At 55.4% G+C, this 15,939-nt stretch carries 15 protein-coding genes; 4 read left to right on the top strand and 11 right to left on the bottom strand.

All coding sequences use genetic code 11. From position 1 onward, the window contains the following. Positions 1–135: 135 nt before the first annotated feature. Complete coding sequence (locus RGB73_RS09505; RefSeq protein WP_310771281.1) at positions 136–855, top strand: DUF2225 domain-containing protein; 720 nt, start codon at positions 136–138, stop codon at positions 853–855. On the opposite strand, the gene RGB73_RS09500 is transcribed toward RGB73_RS09505, so the two are convergent. Continuing rightward, positions 852–1,679, bottom strand: a complete 828-nt coding sequence (locus RGB73_RS09500; RefSeq protein WP_310771279.1) for a TrmH family RNA methyltransferase — start codon at positions 1,677–1,679, stop codon at positions 852–854. The genes RGB73_RS09505 and RGB73_RS09500 overlap by 4 nt on opposite strands. Before the next feature lie 4 nt (positions 1,680–1,683). Then, entirely contained in the window at positions 1,684–2,337 is a 654-nt protein-coding gene (locus RGB73_RS09495; protein WP_310771278.1) for a potassium channel family protein, read from the bottom strand. 168 nt (positions 2,338–2,505) lie between these two features. Between RGB73_RS09495 and sspI the strand changes: the two genes are divergently transcribed. Then, positions 2,506–2,745, top strand: coding sequence for a small acid-soluble spore protein SspI (gene sspI, locus RGB73_RS09490; RefSeq protein WP_310771276.1), 240 nt, complete (start codon positions 2,506–2,508; stop codon positions 2,743–2,745). 46 nt (positions 2,746–2,791) lie between these two features. Here sspI and RGB73_RS09485 read toward each other — a convergent pair whose 3' ends face one another. The 8 genes from RGB73_RS09485 to RGB73_RS09450 all read right to left on the bottom strand — a co-directional run bounded on the left by RGB73_RS09485 (position 2,792) and on the right by RGB73_RS09450 (position 11,671). Continuing rightward, entirely contained in the window at positions 2,792–3,943 is a 1,152-nt protein-coding gene (locus RGB73_RS09485; RefSeq protein ID WP_310771274.1) for a GerAB/ArcD/ProY family transporter, read from the bottom strand. A gap of 13 nt (positions 3,944–3,956) precedes the next feature. Continuing rightward, positions 3,957–5,117 carry a Ger(x)C family spore germination protein gene (locus RGB73_RS09480; protein ID WP_310771272.1) on the bottom strand — a complete coding sequence of 387 codons (1,161 nt, stop codon included), beginning with the start codon at positions 5,115–5,117 and terminating at the stop codon, positions 3,957–3,959. Then, positions 5,110–6,270, bottom strand: coding sequence for a GerAB/ArcD/ProY family transporter (locus RGB73_RS09475; RefSeq protein ID WP_310771270.1), 1,161 nt, complete (start codon positions 6,268–6,270; stop codon positions 5,110–5,112). The genes RGB73_RS09480 and RGB73_RS09475 overlap by 8 nt, the downstream gene beginning before the upstream one ends. Beyond that, entirely contained in the window at positions 6,267–7,802 is a 1,536-nt protein-coding gene (locus tag RGB73_RS09470; RefSeq protein ID WP_310774201.1) for a spore germination protein, read from the bottom strand. Before RGB73_RS09470 ends, RGB73_RS09475 begins: the two co-directional genes overlap by 4 nt. Positions 7,803–7,962: 160 nt before the next feature. Further along, positions 7,963–8,325, bottom strand: a complete 363-nt coding sequence (locus RGB73_RS09465) for a DUF1294 domain-containing protein (RefSeq protein ID WP_310771269.1) — start codon at positions 8,323–8,325, stop codon at positions 7,963–7,965. 4 nt (positions 8,326–8,329) lie between these two features. After that, the gene (locus RGB73_RS09460; RefSeq protein ID WP_310771267.1) at positions 8,330–8,947 is read right to left on the bottom strand and encodes a DedA family protein; all 618 of its coding nucleotides are present in this window, start codon (positions 8,945–8,947) and stop codon (positions 8,330–8,332) included. Between the two features lie 239 nt (positions 8,948–9,186). Further along, positions 9,187–10,965, bottom strand: a complete 1,779-nt coding sequence (locus tag RGB73_RS09455) for a B12-binding domain-containing radical SAM protein (RefSeq protein ID WP_310771265.1) — start codon at positions 10,963–10,965, stop codon at positions 9,187–9,189. A gap of 199 nt (positions 10,966–11,164) precedes the next feature. Next, positions 11,165–11,671, bottom strand: a complete 507-nt coding sequence (locus tag RGB73_RS09450; protein WP_310771264.1) for a MogA/MoaB family molybdenum cofactor biosynthesis protein — start codon at positions 11,669–11,671, stop codon at positions 11,165–11,167. Between the two features lie 162 nt (positions 11,672–11,833). On the opposite strand from RGB73_RS09450, the gene RGB73_RS09445 reads away from it, so the two are divergent. Both RGB73_RS09445 and RGB73_RS09440 read left to right on the top strand, forming a co-directional pair. Continuing rightward, the gene (locus RGB73_RS09445) at positions 11,834–13,276 is read left to right on the top strand and encodes an aminotransferase-like domain-containing protein (protein WP_310771262.1); all 1,443 of its coding nucleotides are present in this window, start codon (positions 11,834–11,836) and stop codon (positions 13,274–13,276) included. 86 nt (positions 13,277–13,362) lie between these two features. After that, entirely contained in the window at positions 13,363–14,709 is a 1,347-nt protein-coding gene (locus tag RGB73_RS09440) for a TrkH family potassium uptake protein (RefSeq protein ID WP_310771260.1), read from the top strand. A gap of 64 nt (positions 14,710–14,773) precedes the next feature. On the opposite strand, the gene leuB is transcribed toward RGB73_RS09440, so the two are convergent. Beyond that, on the bottom strand, positions 14,774–15,868 hold the full coding sequence (leuB, locus tag RGB73_RS09435) for a 3-isopropylmalate dehydrogenase (protein ID WP_310771258.1): 1,095 nt from the start codon (positions 15,866–15,868) through the stop codon (positions 14,774–14,776). Between the last annotated feature and the right edge of the window lie 71 nt (positions 15,869–15,939).

Here is a 15,939-nt window from a genome sequence, read left to right as displayed (position 1 = left end):
ATGAACTTTCAATTCCACAAATGATACCTATTAGCATGCCCATCCGCTCACACGCGCAAACATCCGCGAAAAACGTCCGCCACAGCGGACAAGCCTTTGCGAATGCCTTCCGCGAAGAGAAAGGGGACTCCTACCGTGATTGATAAAGCTAGCTCCCTTTACGAGAAAACGTGCAAATGCAGGCACTGCCAGGCTTCCTTTACCACCAAGCGGGTAAGAGGAGGGTCGCTGACGATGGAACATCGCGACAGCGATTTCTACACCCGCTTCAAGGAGCAGTCCCTCAACCCGATCCTCTACACCGTAAACGTCTGCCCGGCATGTGGTTTTTCCTTCACCGACCAGTTCAAAGAAAAGCTGACGCCGCGTGAGAAAGACCTGGTAAACGAGCAAATCGCGGCAAAATGGACGCCGAAGGACTTCGGACGCATACGGAACGTACCGGAAGCGATCGTCAGCTACAAGCTCGCCATCTTCGCCGCGGAATTGACCGACCAGCCGCACTCCGTCAAAGCCGGTCTGTATTTGCGCCTCGCCTGGCTGTACCGCTCACTGGAAATGACTGCGGAGGAGCTCCGTCTCATCGGGATGGCTGTGGATGAATACGAGCTCTCGTACATCCATTCCGACTACTCCAGGGGGGACAAGGAAATGTCGGAAGTGCGGCTGCTTTATCTGATCGGCGAGCTGTACCGGCGTGTGGAAAAATACGATCTCGCCATCCGGTATTTCGGGAAAGCGCTCTCATACCGGAACACGACGATCGAGAGCGGCATCATCCGCATGGCGCAGGATCAATGGCAGCTGGCCCGCGAGGAGTACAAGGAGAAGCAAAAAAGCTCAAAAATCGGCTAGGACAGCCGGTCTTTGAGCTTTTTTTTCGCTTCGTATACAAAAATGCCCGCCGCCACCGCAGCATTCAGAGACTCGGCCCGACCGTAAATCGGAATGTGGACGAGCTGGTCCGCACGATCCACCATCGCCCGGGACACGCCGCGCCCTTCGTTGCCGATCACGATCGCCGTTTGCTGTGCGTAGTCTGCCGCGTCGTAGGAAATGCTTTTCTCATGAAGGGTCGAGACGAGCAGACGGCCTCCCCTCTCCTTCCATTCATCCGCCACTTCCGGCAACGGACGGGAAAATACCGGAAGGCGGAACAAGGCCCCCATCGTGGCCCGCACGACTTTTCCGTTGTACAGGTCGACACAGCCTTTCCCCAGCACGACAGCATCCACTCCTGCCGCCTCCGCTGTGCGCAGAATCGTCCCGAGGTTGCCCGGGTCCTGGATCTCGTCGAGCAGCAAGAGCAGCTTCCCGTCGCCGGTCGCTTCCCTCTCCTGCATCCACTCCGCCCAGCTCCGCTCAGCCCGCTTCACCTCCGCCACAATCCCCTGAGGTGATTTGGTCTCCGAGAGCTTGGCCAAAACGGCGTCAGAGGCAGCTACGACCTGGACTTCCCGAGCGTGGTTGCCGAGCTCCCGTCTCAGGGCCGCATCCATGTCCCGCTCAGCGTCGTACAGAATCGTCGTCACCTCCGCTCCGCTTTTCAGCGCCTCTTCCACCAGGTGCGCTCCCTCAATGAGAAAACGGCCTTGCGCTTCCCTTCCCTTGCGCTCCAACAACTGATGGAGCCGCTTGACGAGGGGATTCTGAACCGAGGTAATTCCTTCTTGTGCCATTTCTTTACGCCCGCTCCTCGAATGCCTTCAAATCCTTGTTGTTCCCGATGACCACGAGCACGTCTCCGTACTGGATCACTTCGTCCGGACTTGGGGCGATGTTGAATTTGTCGCCGCTCTTGATCGCGATGACGTTCACTTCATACTTTTTGCGGATGTCGAGCTGCCGCAGGTTTTTGCCGACAAGCTTGGAGGAAACCACGACCTCCGCTACGCTGTAATCTTCCGCCAGCTCGATGAAATCCAGTACGTTGGCCGAAATGAGATTGTGGGCGACACGCACTCCCATATCCCTCTCCGGAAAGACGACGCGGTCCGCTCCCACCTTGTACAGCACTTGTCCGTGGCGTTCATTTTGCGCTTTGGCGACGATCTTTTTCACGCCCAGTTCTTTCAAGGTCAGCACAGTCAAGATGCTGGCCTGAATATCTACACCGATCGCAACGACGACGACATCGAAGTTGCGAATGCCGATCTCCTTCAAAGCCCGCTCATCGGTGGAATCTGCCGCGACCGCGTGGGTAACGTATTGAATGTTTTCATTGATGCGCTCTTCGTTCTCGTCGATGCCCATGACTTCATAGTCCATCTCGTACAACGTCCGGGCCACGCTGGAACCAAAGCGCCCCATCCCGATTATGGCAAATTGCTTTGACATCCACCATCTACTCCTTTTAGCCGCAACCACACATGCAAATAGGTCACTCTTTCCAATACCAAGCATTATATCACATCGCAGAGCGCGTCTACAAAAGAGGTATGAGCCATCCAAACGGAACAAATACTATGTCCGAATTCATTTCACAAGAGAGGTGTACGGTCTGCCATGAACATTGCCTCGCTCAATCTGCGTCAGGCTATCATGTACAAGATGCAAGGGTCGAATGCCAACGCCGTCGAAGAGACGATCTCCGATGCCATCACCAGCGGCCAGGAGAAGACACTGCCCGGTCTCGGCGTCCTGTTCGAAGTGCTGTGGCAAAACAGCGATAACTCGGCTCGCCAGGAAATGGTCGAAACGATTGCCGAGCATCTGCCTGCCCAAGCGCAAAAGCCTGTGCTGTAGGAAGGCGTTTCATCGATGCAAGCCAAAGCATCAAAGGGAGAGACTCTCATGTCCCTCCCTTTTTTCTGTCGCTCGGTTCATCTGCAGTTTGTTTTTTGAGCCAGTGGATCATGGCAAGAAAGATCGGCATGATGATCGTGGCGGGGTAGCCGTAGTGGGTCAGGTGCTTTGCGAACGAAAAAAACTGCACGATATTTTGCGGCAGCAGCGTGACGAAATACAGCAAAACGGCCAGCAAGATCGCCGTGATTCGCTGAAACCAGATGCCTTTGTGAAACCAGATGCGTATGCTGTACACCGTCGAATAGTACATGTTGCCCAAAGTCGTAAATACCGAGGAAACCCAGATCGCCAAAAAGGCCGACTCCAGCCGCTCCAAAAGCCAGCCGGTCCGTTGCGCGGTTTTGACCAGCTCCAGTGTCGGCCAGATCATTCGTTGCAGCTCCTCGTATCCGAATACGACAATACCCGCAACAGCGGTCAGGACGTAAGAAATAATCGTAAACACGAGGCCAAACCAGGTGGCCAGGCCGATTTTGGCCCCCTGCATGCTCAGACCGCAAAAGATCAGGAGCAATTCAAACCCCGTGTAGAGCTGAAACGTCCCAATTCCGGTCTTGAGCGCATCTTTCCACGAGTCAACGCGAACGGGAAGCAAATTGTTCCAATCCGCGCTGACCAAGGATACATACGGGATCAGAAAGACGGGGATGAGCATGATCGGAAACAGCAGCTCGTTGATCCTCACGACCACCTCGATCTCGTGCATACACAGGTACAGGACAATCAGGATGAGCGTGATGATAATCGCTTCGAGGGGGGTTTCCAGCAAAACCGCCGTCACGACCACCTCGCCGAAACCTCTTACGACCATCCCCGCGTTTAAAAACTGAAACGATACAAAAAGAAACATCCATGGATAACTAAGGATCCTCCCCCATTTCCGAGAACCCTTGCCGCCCAGAACAAGCGGGCTGTACTCGACCAAAGTGAGCCCAGGGTATTCCTTGCTCAAGTACAGGATCGCCATGATCGGAAGCGCAGCGATGAACCCTCCGATCAACGGCCCCAACCATCCCGTTTCATGGAGAGTCGTACTCACTGTTCGTGGAAGGGATAGAATGCCCACCCCGATCATGGAATTTATCATAATGGTAGTCAGTTGCCAAGTACTGACGATTCTTCCCTGGTTAGCCATGTCTGTCTCGCTCCTATTGCATCTCCATCCCTAAGCGACGAATTTTGATCGTGTAGTCGGCACTGATCGGGAAGTTTTTAAAATCCTTTTTCCAGTTATGCTTCTGCCAGTAGTCGCGATAATGATGGGCACGCAGTGAAAGCCCCAGCTTGATGACGTCACTGTCATAGTCCTTTTGCAGCTGGGTAAACAGCCTTTTGGCTCGACTTTCCATATCCTTTTTGATCAACACCTGCATTTTCTGGATGAACTGCTCAGGCTTCATCTTCATGTTGACCGTCACCTCCACGATGTCACCCTGAAGCTCGCAGTGATAGACGGCAGCATGCCCATTGCTCGCATTTTTCCCGCTTCCCTGATTTTGCTTGACTTCGAGCCTGGTCTTTACAAAGTGGGGGCGAAACATGATATAACCATTTTTCGTGTCAGGCAACGGGATGATGACGTCTCCGCCCCGTTGCTCGTTGCGAAGCTGCAGCAGCGTCCACGAATGCACATCGTTGATCACGCCTACCATTTTGTGCCCCCGGAACACGGCAATGCCCATCCAGCGAACCTCCCTCTCGCTGGCCTGTACATAGTTCAAAAACGGCTCCATCGATTTGTTTGAGGTCTGGTTGAAGTAATCGCCCAGTGTCTGGTCGGGGAGCGTCCCCATTTTGGCACCGTTCTCGATCAGATCCATCAAGAAGACGACGGGAATTTGCGCGAGCTGAGGCTTGATTTTCAGGAGAGAAGCCGCCTCGCCCTTCACGATGATGGGCCACAGCAGACGTCTGATTTGCGGCTCCCGGCGATAGCCGTCCATGATGTCCTCGATCCCTTTTCTCGCTACCTCTTCGCTGATGGCAAGCACCCGTGTATGACCGAGAAACAGCCGTTGATTCAGCCGAAGCTGAAGGTTGGTCGCCGCGTCATTGACGGTCTTGCCTGTCACGCTCATGATTTTGACCGCATTGGAGTTGCCTCCGCCGCCCTGGCCGCTGCTGCCCGCAATCTTGATGGGGATGGGGATCTGGACGGTCAGCTTGTACAAGTCCTCCCTGCCTTCCACCGTATCGATGGCCACAGCCAGAACGGAGGAACGCTCCTCGAGCTCGCGCCTGTCCCAGCAGCCCGAAAGCAGCATCACAAAACTGATGCACATGGCGAATCGCCACCACTTGTTAGCCATCCGCTTTCCTCTCCTTTGTCCCCTGCCCGAGACCGCGTGTCCACATGATGAGCAGGTATAGGGTCGGTATGCCGATATTGATCACGATGCTCAATGTGCCCAAATAAGAGCTCAACCGAAAGATTTCCACGATGTTTTGCGGCCACAGCGCAACGAAAAAAAGAGGGATAAACAGGAGTGCGGCGACGATGCGTTGAAAAACCATGCCTTTGTGAAACAGCTGGCGCAGACCGTACACGAAGGCGTAGTAGGCATTGGCTACCGTCGTGAACACAGCCGCTACCCAAACGGCCAGGAAAGCGGACTCCAGCCGCTCCAGGATAAGCCCCGGGACTTTCGTCGTCTTCACCAGCTCCAGCGTCGGCCAGGAAACCCGCTGCAGCTCCTCGTAGCCGAAGACGACGATTCCCGCGAGCACGATGAGCGTGTATATGAAAATGGTGATCCCGATTCCTGAAAGGCCGGCCTTCACCTTGCTGCTGTTCTCGTGAGCGAAGGCATAGAAAATCAGCATGATTTCGTGGCCGGAGTAGGAGTAGACGGCTTCGTACACGCCTTCATAAAGCGACTTACCCGAAGCCCGATATAGCGGAAACACGTTGTCCCATTCCGCTTTTTGAAAGGAGGCGAACGCAATGATCAGAACCGGAATCACGATGAGCGGGATCAGGAGCTCGTTGATCCTGGCCACTACCTCCAGATCGTGCATGCAGAGGATTTGCGCAAGGAGAAACATCGTGATGATGATCACTTCCAATGGTGTATCCAGCAATACGGAAGTGACCACCACCTCCCCGAATATCCGCGACACAATGGCTGTGGAAAAGTACATGTACGCCAGGTAGCCGACCACCCAAGGCAAACTCAGCCACTTTCCGACTCGCGGATTTTTGGCGGATCCCCATACGATCTTGCTGTACTCGATAAACGTCTGGCCCGGAAAACTCTGGCTGAGCTTTGCGATCATCCAAACCGAGAACAATACCAGGACACCGCCTACCATCGGTGCGATCCACCCTGCCTCATACAGCTTGGAGGAAGTCGTCCGAGGCAAGGTCAGCACGCCTACCCCGATCAGGGTGCTCGTAATCAAGGATGTCTGCTGCCACATCGAAAACGTACGGACCTCGCGACCTCCATCCTGTTTGCTCACGATTTCTCCTCCTCTCGCATCCGGACTTTGTCTTGCACGTGAAACATGCTGGGACGGGTCTTCATCAAATGGTGCGGGAAGCGTACCAGAAGGTCCCGCATCCCCAGCAAATTGAGCGGGCTAATCGGAGACATGTACGGAACGCCGAACGACTTGAGCGATGACAGATGCACCATCATGACGATCAGAAACAGCATGATGCCGTATAGCCCGAACATCCCCGCCATCAGCATCACCGGGAACCGCAGCATCCGAATGGCAATCGCTGCGCTATAGCTCGGCGAAGCGAACGAACCGATGGTCGTGACGGCTACGATGATGACCATGACCGGACTGACGAGACCTGCCGAAACGGCGGCTTCCCCTACTACCAAGGCTCCTACGATCCCGATGGTCGGTCCGATCGGGCCAGGCAGTCGAACGCTCGCCTCCCGCAAAATTTCGATCGCCAGCTCCATGAACAACGCTTCGACCAGAGAAGGAAACGGAACCGTCGACCGTCCGGCAGCCATGGCAATGACGAGCCTGGATGGGATCATCTCCGGGTGAAACGAGCTGAAGGCAATGTAGAGAGACGGCAGCATCAGCGCGATAAGGATACTGATCAACCGGATGAACCGGATCAGGGCCGCAATGTAGAACCGCTCGTAATAATCCTCGGGGCTTTGATAGAACTGGGAAAAGACGGCCGGCGCGATCAGTCCGAACGGCGTCCCGTCTACCAGAATCGCCACCTTTCCTTCCAGCAGGTTGGCGACGACCTTGTCGGGACGCTCGGTATTCTGGATCTGCGGAAAAGGCGACCATCTGCGGTCCTGTATCATTTGCTCGATGTAGCCGCTCTCGAGTATCGAGTCTACGTTGATTTTCTCGATCCGGCTGAGGATTTCCTGGACCAGCGGCGGGTGGGCAAGACCCTCGATGTACATGACGTAAATATCGGTTTGGGTGCGCTGCCCGACAACCATATGCCGGACTCTGAGATTCGGATCCTTGAGCCGGAAACGGATGAGCGCCGAATTGACGCACAGTGTTTCGCAAAATCCGTCGCGAGGGCCGCGCACGACCGATTCTGTTTGCGGCTCCTCCACCGACCGACGGTCCCATCCCCGCGTATTGTTGAGGAACGCCTGCTTTTTTCCTTCGACCATCAAAACCGCACTGCCCGACAAGATGTTTCGGATCACCTGCTTGAGCCGATCCGTCGATTCCAGCTCGTTCGTCGCCGGGCCATCATACGTTTTGTCAGGGGACGTCGTATATTGGATGATGAAATCGCTGATGACGTTGCGATCGACCATTCCGTCCAGAAACACGATGACGCATTCCTGCTCTTCTTTGTTGCGAAAGCGGCGGACGACCAGATCATCGCATTTCCCAAGCTGGTATTGGATCAAGGAAACGTTCTCGTGCACATTGTCCGTCAGCTGTGTGTCGGTGACGCTCTCCATGCTTTTCGCCGCATGCTGCTGGAGCGTACTCGATTGAAGGGCTTCCTTCCGTTTTTGCCACGCTTTCCAAAACTGGCTCAGGCGCAATCCCTCCTTATGCTCGGTCATTGATAAAGCAGTACGGATAGTGTGCCCAAGAAAGGAAATGAAAACCCAGTTTCTCGCCATTTTACGTACGCACAAAAAAACGGACCCGACTTTTCGTCGAATCCGTTTGGCCGATCCTCAAGGCGATTTCGTATTACATCCGCCCGATTCCTTGCAACAGCAGAAACACTTGCAAGATACAGAAAACAGGAACCAGGATGAGAAAGGAGGCGTGCTTCGTCTTATGGCGAAAGCCCAGCATTCCTGCCAAAGCTCCGATTCCTCCGCCAAGTGCGGCGACGGTCAGCAGGCTCGCCTCCGGCACACGAAAGCCGTGCCGTTTGGCCAGCCGCTTGTCCGCAGCCATCAAATAATAGGCATAGGAGTTCACAAGCAGCCCCCCGAGGAGGAGCAGCCACAAAAACGGGGTGGCGCAGCCCGCAATGATCAGCACCCAGCCGGCGGCAAGTGTCAGATTACGGCTCCGTCGGTGCTTAGCCAATTGTCGATGGTACATAAGACTACTCTCCTTTGGCTCGGTAAGCCCGATTGGCCAGCACGTATTTGCGTACAATCAATCCGATGACGAGCAAGACTACCAGCGTCAGCAAGGTGTAAAAGCCGTATTCCCGGATGATCCCGACGATCGTCTCGACGTGGTTGCCAAAGACGTAGCCGAGCAGGTAAAACGCGATTGTCCACACCAAGCCGATCGGATAAGAAAGCAAGGCGTAGCGACGGTAGGTCATCCCTCCCATGGCGACCAGGTACGGAACGACGTGGCGGACGACGGGAAACAGATAACTGATGCAGAGCGCCGACGTCCCGTGCTTCCTCAACAGTTCTGTCGACCGTTCGACCGCATGGCGCATCTTTTCGCTCCTTGACAGCCAATGCAGGATGGGCTTGCCAAAATATTTTCCAAGCAAAAATCCGATCGTGAGCCCGGATGCCACCCCCAGATACCCGGCCAAAAAGGAATACACCGGGTTTAGCAGGCCGATGGAGACCAAAAAGCCTCCCGTCGCGACGACCAGCTCGTCGGGAATCGGCAATCCTACGATCCCCAGCCAGAGCATGAAGAAAATGGCCAGGTAACCGTATTGCTCTATGATCGATATCAGCATGTTGATTTCCATGAGCAAAATCCCCTATCCTCGCCACACCTGCGGCTGTTTCTAGGATTGCACGCGACGGGTTTTTCACGCTTCATCGCAACTTCTATTAATACGCACGAACATGCAAAAAGGTACTTGTCTATTTTGCAATAGATGGCTCCGTTTTATCAAGCGAAGATATTTTGTCCTCGCCTTGCCTACTCCTTTATGACCAGCCTATCGCTTTCGGGACAAAACATTCCTGGTGCGCAGCCCTTTACTCAAGCGCTGGCGATCGACGCTGGACGGACGATGGTAAAGGCATTCTGCTCGCCTTCCTTGTACGGATAGTACACGACCAGCGTAAAATCCCCTTCGATGACTTCTCCCGTTTTCAGCCAGGTCGCGATGTCAAACGACACTTTTGCTGCAAGCGTGTGCTTGTAGTAATCCTTCTCCAGCGACGCGTGGCGAGCGAAATCTTCACGCAGCTGCTCCCGCTGCTCAAATACGGCGGCATACGCGTCCTGCATTTCCTGTTTGTCCATGACATCGTCCCACCAGAGCTTGCGGGGGCGATGCTTCTGGTTGTGCAGGAAGTCGAATTTCATCAGGCTGAGGATATGCTCCGGACGCTCGATATGCACAGTCTGCAAAAAGCTTCGCAGGCGGGTGAACAAATCCTCCAGCTGATGGCCGATGCGGCTCCACCCTTGTTTTTCCCAATAGTCGCCAAACGACTGAAAGAAGTCAAACGGGGAGGAAAATACCTTCTCCAGCATCCACTCCAGTGTATGATCCATCCGATGGGCGTTCCAATACTTTTCCAGTACATCTTCGACGCGCTTGATCTTCTGCATGTCGCCAAAAGACAGCACGTTGTTGCCAAGAATCTCGTACGGGGCTTCATCCATGTAGACGTATCCGTGATCTGCCGCACGGGCCCGCACCCCGGTCCCCCGCAGCATCTTCAGGAAGCCGAGCTGGAGCTCTTCGGGCCGCAGAGCGAATACGTCATTGAACGTCTTGCGGAACGATTGGTAGTCCTCTTCCGGCAGGCCGGCGATCAAGTCGAGATGCTGATCGATCTTGCCCGAGTTTTTGATCTTCGTGACGGTTTGCGACAGCCGGTCGAAGCGTTGGATGCGCTGCACCAGGCGGTTCGTTTCATCGTTGGTGGACTGCACGCCGATCTCGAATCGGAAGATCCCCGGCGGGGCGTTTTCGATCAGGAAGTCGAGGACGTCAGCCCGCAGGATATCCGCGGTAATTTCAAACTGAAAAACCGTGCCGTTGTGATTGTCGATCAAAAATTGAAAGATCTCCAACGCATATTTTTTATTGATGTTAAATGTTCGATCAACAAATTTGATCGTCTTGACCCCGTGATTGATCAGCCGAAGCAAGTCTTCCCTTACTCTCTCCAAGCTAAAGTAGCGGACTCCGTCTTCGATCGACGACAGACAGTATTGGCATTTGAATGGGCAGCCTCTGGACGCCTCGAAGTACACGACCCGGTTGTTCAGCTCATCCAGATGGTCCACGTACGGGGATGGGATGGAATCCATCTCCTCGATCTGCCCCCTCGGCATCGAAAAACGCACACGTTCGCCTTCGCGATACGCGATCCCCGCTACGTCGCGAAGGAGCGGCGGCTGTCCGTTTTGGAAGGCTTGCCGGTATGCCTCCAGCAGCTCCAGAAAGGTCTGCTCTCCTTCACCAATGACGATGACGTCGATCTCGGGATGCTTCTTCATCCAGTAGTCGGCGTCGTACGTCACTTCTGGCCCGCCCAAGATGACGGGGACATCCGGACACACTTTTTTCAGGTTGCGAATCACGTCGAGCGTCTCCCGAATGTTCCAGATGTAACAGGAAAAGGCAACGACATCCGGCTCGCGTTTGTAAATGTCGGCTACGATATTCAACGTGACGTCATTGATCGTATATTCGACGAGCTGAAGCGACGGAAAAGCGGATTGGGTATAGCTGCGCAAATAGCGCAGGGCCAAAGACGAATGGATAAACTTCGCGTTTAGGGTGGATAACAATATATTCATGGTACGGTCTACTCTCCTTGCACAATTCGGCACCGGCAAGCCCCTCTTTGGATTTCTGGAGGGTGCCAGTCTTATTCCTTTCGTAACAGTACCACAAGCAGACGGAATACGGCAAATCAGCCGCTCTTGGTGCGGCTGCTTCTCCCCACAAAAAAAGGGGCAACATTCGCTCCAGGCGATGTCACCCACTTTCACTCCTTCATCGATTCAGTTCGCGCACGACGTGCCCCAGCTCAGGCACGATCAGCTTGTTCATGGCCAGCCGGACGGCTCCGGTGGAACCAGGGGTGGAGAAGATCATTTTCCCTCGCCGCGTCCCGGCAATAGCCCTGCTCAGCATCGCTGCGGAACCGATATCTTCCGTATAGCTCAGCATCCGGAACAGCTCGCCAAATCCTGGCATTTCCTTGTCCAGAAGGCCCGATACGGCTTCAAACGTATTGTCGCGCGGGGAGATCCCCGTCCCGCCGTTCAGGAGGATCACCTGGACCTGGTCATGTGCGATGCCGCTTTCGATGGCCGCGACGACCTGTGCAGGCTCGTCCCGGACGATCCGGTACAGCGCAACGGCATGTCCGGCCTCCTCGAGCAATTGCTTCATCAGTTGTCCGCTTTTATCCGTCTCCTCCGTTCTCGTATCGGAGACGGTGATCACCATGCACGTCACCTGCTTGGGCGACAATGCCTTATGCTCCTGTGTGCTCATGGACCTTCTTCAGCTCCCATCCCTGTTCATTCGCTGCTTCCATCTTACCACGCGGATGAACCGCATCGGGAGTTTTTCTCATCGCCCTATACCCTACCGACACTTCTTTCCTATATAATGCTCATTGACTGGTATTTTTGACAGACAAGGAGGCGCAGCCAGATGGCAACCCGCCCTTTTTTCTCGTTTCACTTTCACAAGCAAGCCCATACCCCGATTTATGTACAGTTGGCGGAGCAATTGCAGACCGCGATCTTGCGCGGCGCCTTTCTCGTGGACGGACAGCAGCTCATTTCCCTGCGCGATATGAAGACCGTCAGCGGCTGCTCGCTGGAAACGGTCAAGAAGGCTTACGATCATTTGGCAGCAGAAGGCTGGCTGGAGGCTGTTCACGGCAAAGGCTACTACCTGACTCAGCGCGCCAAGGAAGCACGTCTGGAGAACCGGCTGCCGCTTACCGATATTCCCATCGCTTCGCTGGCTGACTCTTCGCCCCGCCCTGGCGAAGAGCTGGTCAAGCGATTGCGCGGAGCTCTTTACGACAGCTTTGCCGTCCTGGATGCTCCTTCCGTGCAAAAGAAAGAAAGACGCGCCCACGCCGCGAAGGTGTTTGCCGATCACTTGAGCCGCCGTGGCCTGCCTCACGACCCGGCCCGCGTGCTGGCCTTCAACCGCAGCACCAGCGGCTTTGCTTTTCTCGCTCAGCGAGTGATGAATCCGCTGGATGTGGTGTATGTCGAGGAATACAGCTATCCCGTTTTCCTGCGCCTGCTGAGCCAATGCGGCATCACCGTTCGGCCCATCCGGATGGACGACGAGGGAATCTCCATCGAGGCACTGGAAGCGGAGCAGGAGCGCTACCCTGCCAACTGGCTGCTGGTCAGCCCTCACTATCAGTTTCCTACCGGCATCAGCTACTCCCACCGACGGAAAGAGGAGCTGCTTGAATGGGCCGCGCATAAAAACGTGCAGCTGGTGGAAAACGACCATTACGGCGATCTGTGGTTTACAAGCCCCAGCTCACCTCTGTACCAGATGGCGATCGACGCCAAAAGCGCCGTGCAAGTCTATTACTTGCATTCCTTGTCCAAAACGCTTGCGAGGGATTTGCAGCTCGGCGTGTTGATGCTTCCTTCCGAGCTGGATGAGAGTGAGCTGGAACGTTTCCGACAGATCGTTTCCATGACCGGGGCCGAGCCGTCTCTGCTCGTCGTGGAAGCAGCAGTGCGCCTGCTGGACGACCCGTGGTTCTCCGAAGTGTATTTGGCTGACAGGCGCGCCTTGTTTCAATCGCGGTTTCAGCTCTTGTGGCAGGAGAAGAATCGAGCCCTTCCCGCCCATGCGCAGATGTATCCCATCACAGGCGGGCTGAATACCTGGATCCAGTGGGGGAACCCTTCGGCGAGCGCGACCGAAAGCGAAAACAGAGTCGTCGCGATACTCCTGGAAGAAGGCTTGGAGCTGACTCCCGGTCACTCGTTCCGTGTCGCGGACGAACCCGTCGATACGGTACGCCGGCCGGCCGTTCGCTTTCCGCTGACGCCACTGGAAGAGCGGGAGCTTAAGCATTGGCTGCATCGTCTCGGAGCCGCCCTCTTGCGCTAGTTCGAACCAAGGGATTCAATGCCGGACTCGGGATCTTTGGACCGGGCCTATGATATCCATTTCAAAAAGTCGAGGTAAACGCAAAAATGATTCGGAAAATTGTCGAAAGGCTTCATCTCGATCCCCCCAAAATCTTGGTTCTCGGCTTCGCCTGCATCATTCTGCTCGGCACGATCTTGCTGACGCTTCCCTCGGCTACCGTGAATGGAGCAGGCCTTCCTTGGCTGGATGCCTTGTTCACCGCCACCTCGGCCACATGTGTCACCGGACTGGTCGTGGTGGATACAGGCTCTACCTTTACCGTGTTCGGCCAAATTGTCATCTTGTCTCTCATCCAGATCGGCGGACTTGGCTTCATGACCTTCGCTACTTTTTTTGCCTTGATCATGCGCAAAAAGATTTCCTTGCGCGAGCGTCTCATCTTGCAGGAATCGTTGAACCAGATCTCCATCGAAGGAATCGTCCGGCTGGCCAAGATGATTCTCATCTTCACCGCCTTGACCGAGCTGATCGGCGGGATTCTTTTGTCCATCCGGTTCGCCTTCGACTTTCCTTTGGGCCAAGCGATTTATTTCGGTTTCTTTCACGCCATCTCCAACTTCAACAATGCCGGATTTGACCTGATGGGCGACTTCAAAAGCTTGACCGCCTACGTCGAGGATCCCGTCGTCACGCTCGTCGTCTGTGCGCTCATCGTGGTGGGGGGAATCGGCTTCATGGTCGTGAGCGAGGTGTACGACTACCGCCACACCCACCGGCTCTCCCTGCACACCAAGGTGGTCCTGGCTACCACGGCTTTGCTGATCCTCGTCGGGACCATGCTGATCTTCGCACTGGAGTACGCCAATCCCAAGACGCTGCAGCCGCTTTCGATGCTCGGCAAGGTACTGGGTTCACTCTATCAGTCGGTGACAGCCAGGACGGCCGGCTCCAACACGTTGAGTATCGGCGACATGCATCAGTCTTCCTTGTTCCTGATCATACTGTTGATGTTCATCGGGGCCTCTCCAGGCTCCACGGGCGGCGGGATCAAGACGACGACGTTCGCCACGCTGATCGGTGCCGTCCTGGCGCAAATCAAAGGGAAGGAAGACGTGATCTTTTTCCGTCAGCGCATCCTCCCGCACATCATCTATAAATCATTGACGGTGACGTTGATCGGGCTGTTCATCGTCATCGGCATCACCATGGCTCTCGCGATTACAGAGCCGAATGCGCCCTTTCTGATGGTGCTGTTCGAGGTGACTTCCGCCTTTGCCACGACCGGGTTGTCCATGGGCCTGACACCTGAGCTGTCGCACGTCGGCAAGTTTTTGATCGTGCTGACGATGTTCGCCGGCAGGGTCGGTCCTCTGACGATCGCCTTCGCCCTGGCCCAGCGTAAGCAAAAGGAGTACATCCGTTTCCCGAAAGGCAAAATCACGATCGGGTAAAGACGCTCTCTAGCAAGACAACCCCTGTCCCACGTCCCGAAGGAGTGAGGCAGGGGTTGTTCGCTTATTTTTGCACCAAGGTTTTGGAGAGTTCGTCACGCACCAGCTGACCCATCTCCACGGTACCGATCGCTTTGCTCCGATCGGCAGCGATGTCACCTGTGCGATGGCCAGCCTCCAGGACGGCCCACACGGCGTTTTCCACTGCGTCAGCCGCTTCGTCCATACCGAGCGACAGTCGCAGCATCATCGCTACGGAAAGGATGGTCGCAAGCGGATTGGCGATGCCTTTGCCGGCGATGTCAGGCGCAGAGCCGTGCACCGGCTCGTACAGCCCGAAGCTGCCTTCCGCCAGGCTCGCAGATGAGAGCATCCCGATGGAACCTGTCAGCATCGCTGCCTGGTCGCTGAGGATATCGCCAAACATATTCTCCGTGACGATGACGTCGAACTGCTTGGGAGCACGGACCAGCTGCATCGCGCATGAGTCGACCAACTGATGGGACAGCTCGACATCCGGATAGTCTGCGGCTACTCGTTCCGCGACTTTGCGCCACAGGCGAGAGCTTTCCAGTACGTTGGCCTTGTCGACGGAGACGAGGCGTTTTTTGCGTTTTCGGGCGATGTCAAAGCCCACGCGGATGATCCGTTCGATCTCCGCTTCCGTGTAGATGCACTGGTCTTCCGCTACTTCGCCGTTTGGCCCGTCGTAGCGTTTTTTCTCCCCGAAGTAGATGCCGCCCGTCAGCTCGCGGACCACGATCAGGTCTACGCCCGATACGACTTCCGGCTTGAGCGACGACGCTTCGACGAGGGAGCTGTGCATGGTAGCCGGGCGGATGTTGGCAAACAGCCCGAGCGCTTTGCGGATTCCGAGGAGTCCTGTCTCCGGGCGCAAATGACCCGGATTCTGATCCCACTTCGGACCGCCTACGGCACCCAAGAGCACCGCATCTGCCTGTTTCGCCAGCGTCACTGTTTCCTCTGGCAAAGGTGTGCCGTCCGTGTCGATCGCGATGCCGCCAATTCGACCTTCTTCGCACGTAAAGGTGACTCCTTCCCGCTCTCCGACGAGAGTGAGGACTTTGACCGCTTCCTGCATGATCTCCGGTCCAATACCGTCGCCAGGAAGAACGGCAATGCGATAATCTTTTTTCATCGTCTCTCCCGCTTTTCTGTTCTGTAATGGTTGTACGTTCTCTACCGGTTTCCTTCATCCTACCCAATGGG

This window comes from Brevibacillus brevis (assembly GCF_031583145.1).
GTDB lineage: Bacteria > Bacillota > Bacilli > Brevibacillales > Brevibacillaceae > Brevibacillus > Brevibacillus brevis_E.
Note: the sequence above shows the minus strand (reverse complement) of the source record. Positions and strands in the feature narration are given on the sequence as shown.

Excerpts from the sequence above, each read along its gene's own strand:
- leuB (WP_310771258.1), bottom strand. The coding sequence starts at position 15,868 with ATGAAAAAAGATTATCGCATTGCCGTTCTTCCTGGCGACGGTATTGGA.
- RGB73_RS09445 (WP_310771262.1), top strand. The coding sequence starts at position 11,834 with ATGGCAACCCGCCCTTTTTTCTCGTTTCACTTTCACAAGCAAGCCCAT.
- RGB73_RS09465 (WP_310771269.1), bottom strand. The coding sequence starts at position 8,325 with ATGTACCATCGACAATTGGCTAAGCACCGACGGAGCCGTAATCTGACA.
- sspI (WP_310771276.1), top strand. The coding sequence starts at position 2,506 with ATGAACATTGCCTCGCTCAATCTGCGTCAGGCTATCATGTACAAGATG.
- RGB73_RS09460 (WP_310771267.1), bottom strand. The coding sequence starts at position 8,947 with ATGGAAATCAACATGCTGATATCGATCATAGAGCAATACGGTTACCTG.
- RGB73_RS09450 (WP_310771264.1), bottom strand. The coding sequence starts at position 11,671 with ATGAGCACACAGGAGCATAAGGCATTGTCGCCCAAGCAGGTGACGTGC.
- RGB73_RS09495 (WP_310771278.1), bottom strand. The coding sequence starts at position 2,337 with ATGTCAAAGCAATTTGCCATAATCGGGATGGGGCGCTTTGGTTCCAGC.
- RGB73_RS09485 (WP_310771274.1), bottom strand. The coding sequence starts at position 3,943 with ATGGCTAACCAGGGAAGAATCGTCAGTACTTGGCAACTGACTACCATT.
- RGB73_RS09500 (WP_310771279.1), bottom strand. The coding sequence starts at position 1,679 with ATGGCACAAGAAGGAATTACCTCGGTTCAGAATCCCCTCGTCAAGCGG.
- RGB73_RS09455 (WP_310771265.1), bottom strand. The coding sequence starts at position 10,965 with ATGAATATATTGTTATCCACCCTAAACGCGAAGTTTATCCATTCGTCT.
- RGB73_RS09440 (WP_310771260.1), top strand. The coding sequence starts at position 13,363 with ATGATTCGGAAAATTGTCGAAAGGCTTCATCTCGATCCCCCCAAAATC.
- RGB73_RS09480 (WP_310771272.1), bottom strand. The coding sequence starts at position 5,117 with ATGGCTAACAAGTGGTGGCGATTCGCCATGTGCATCAGTTTTGTGATG.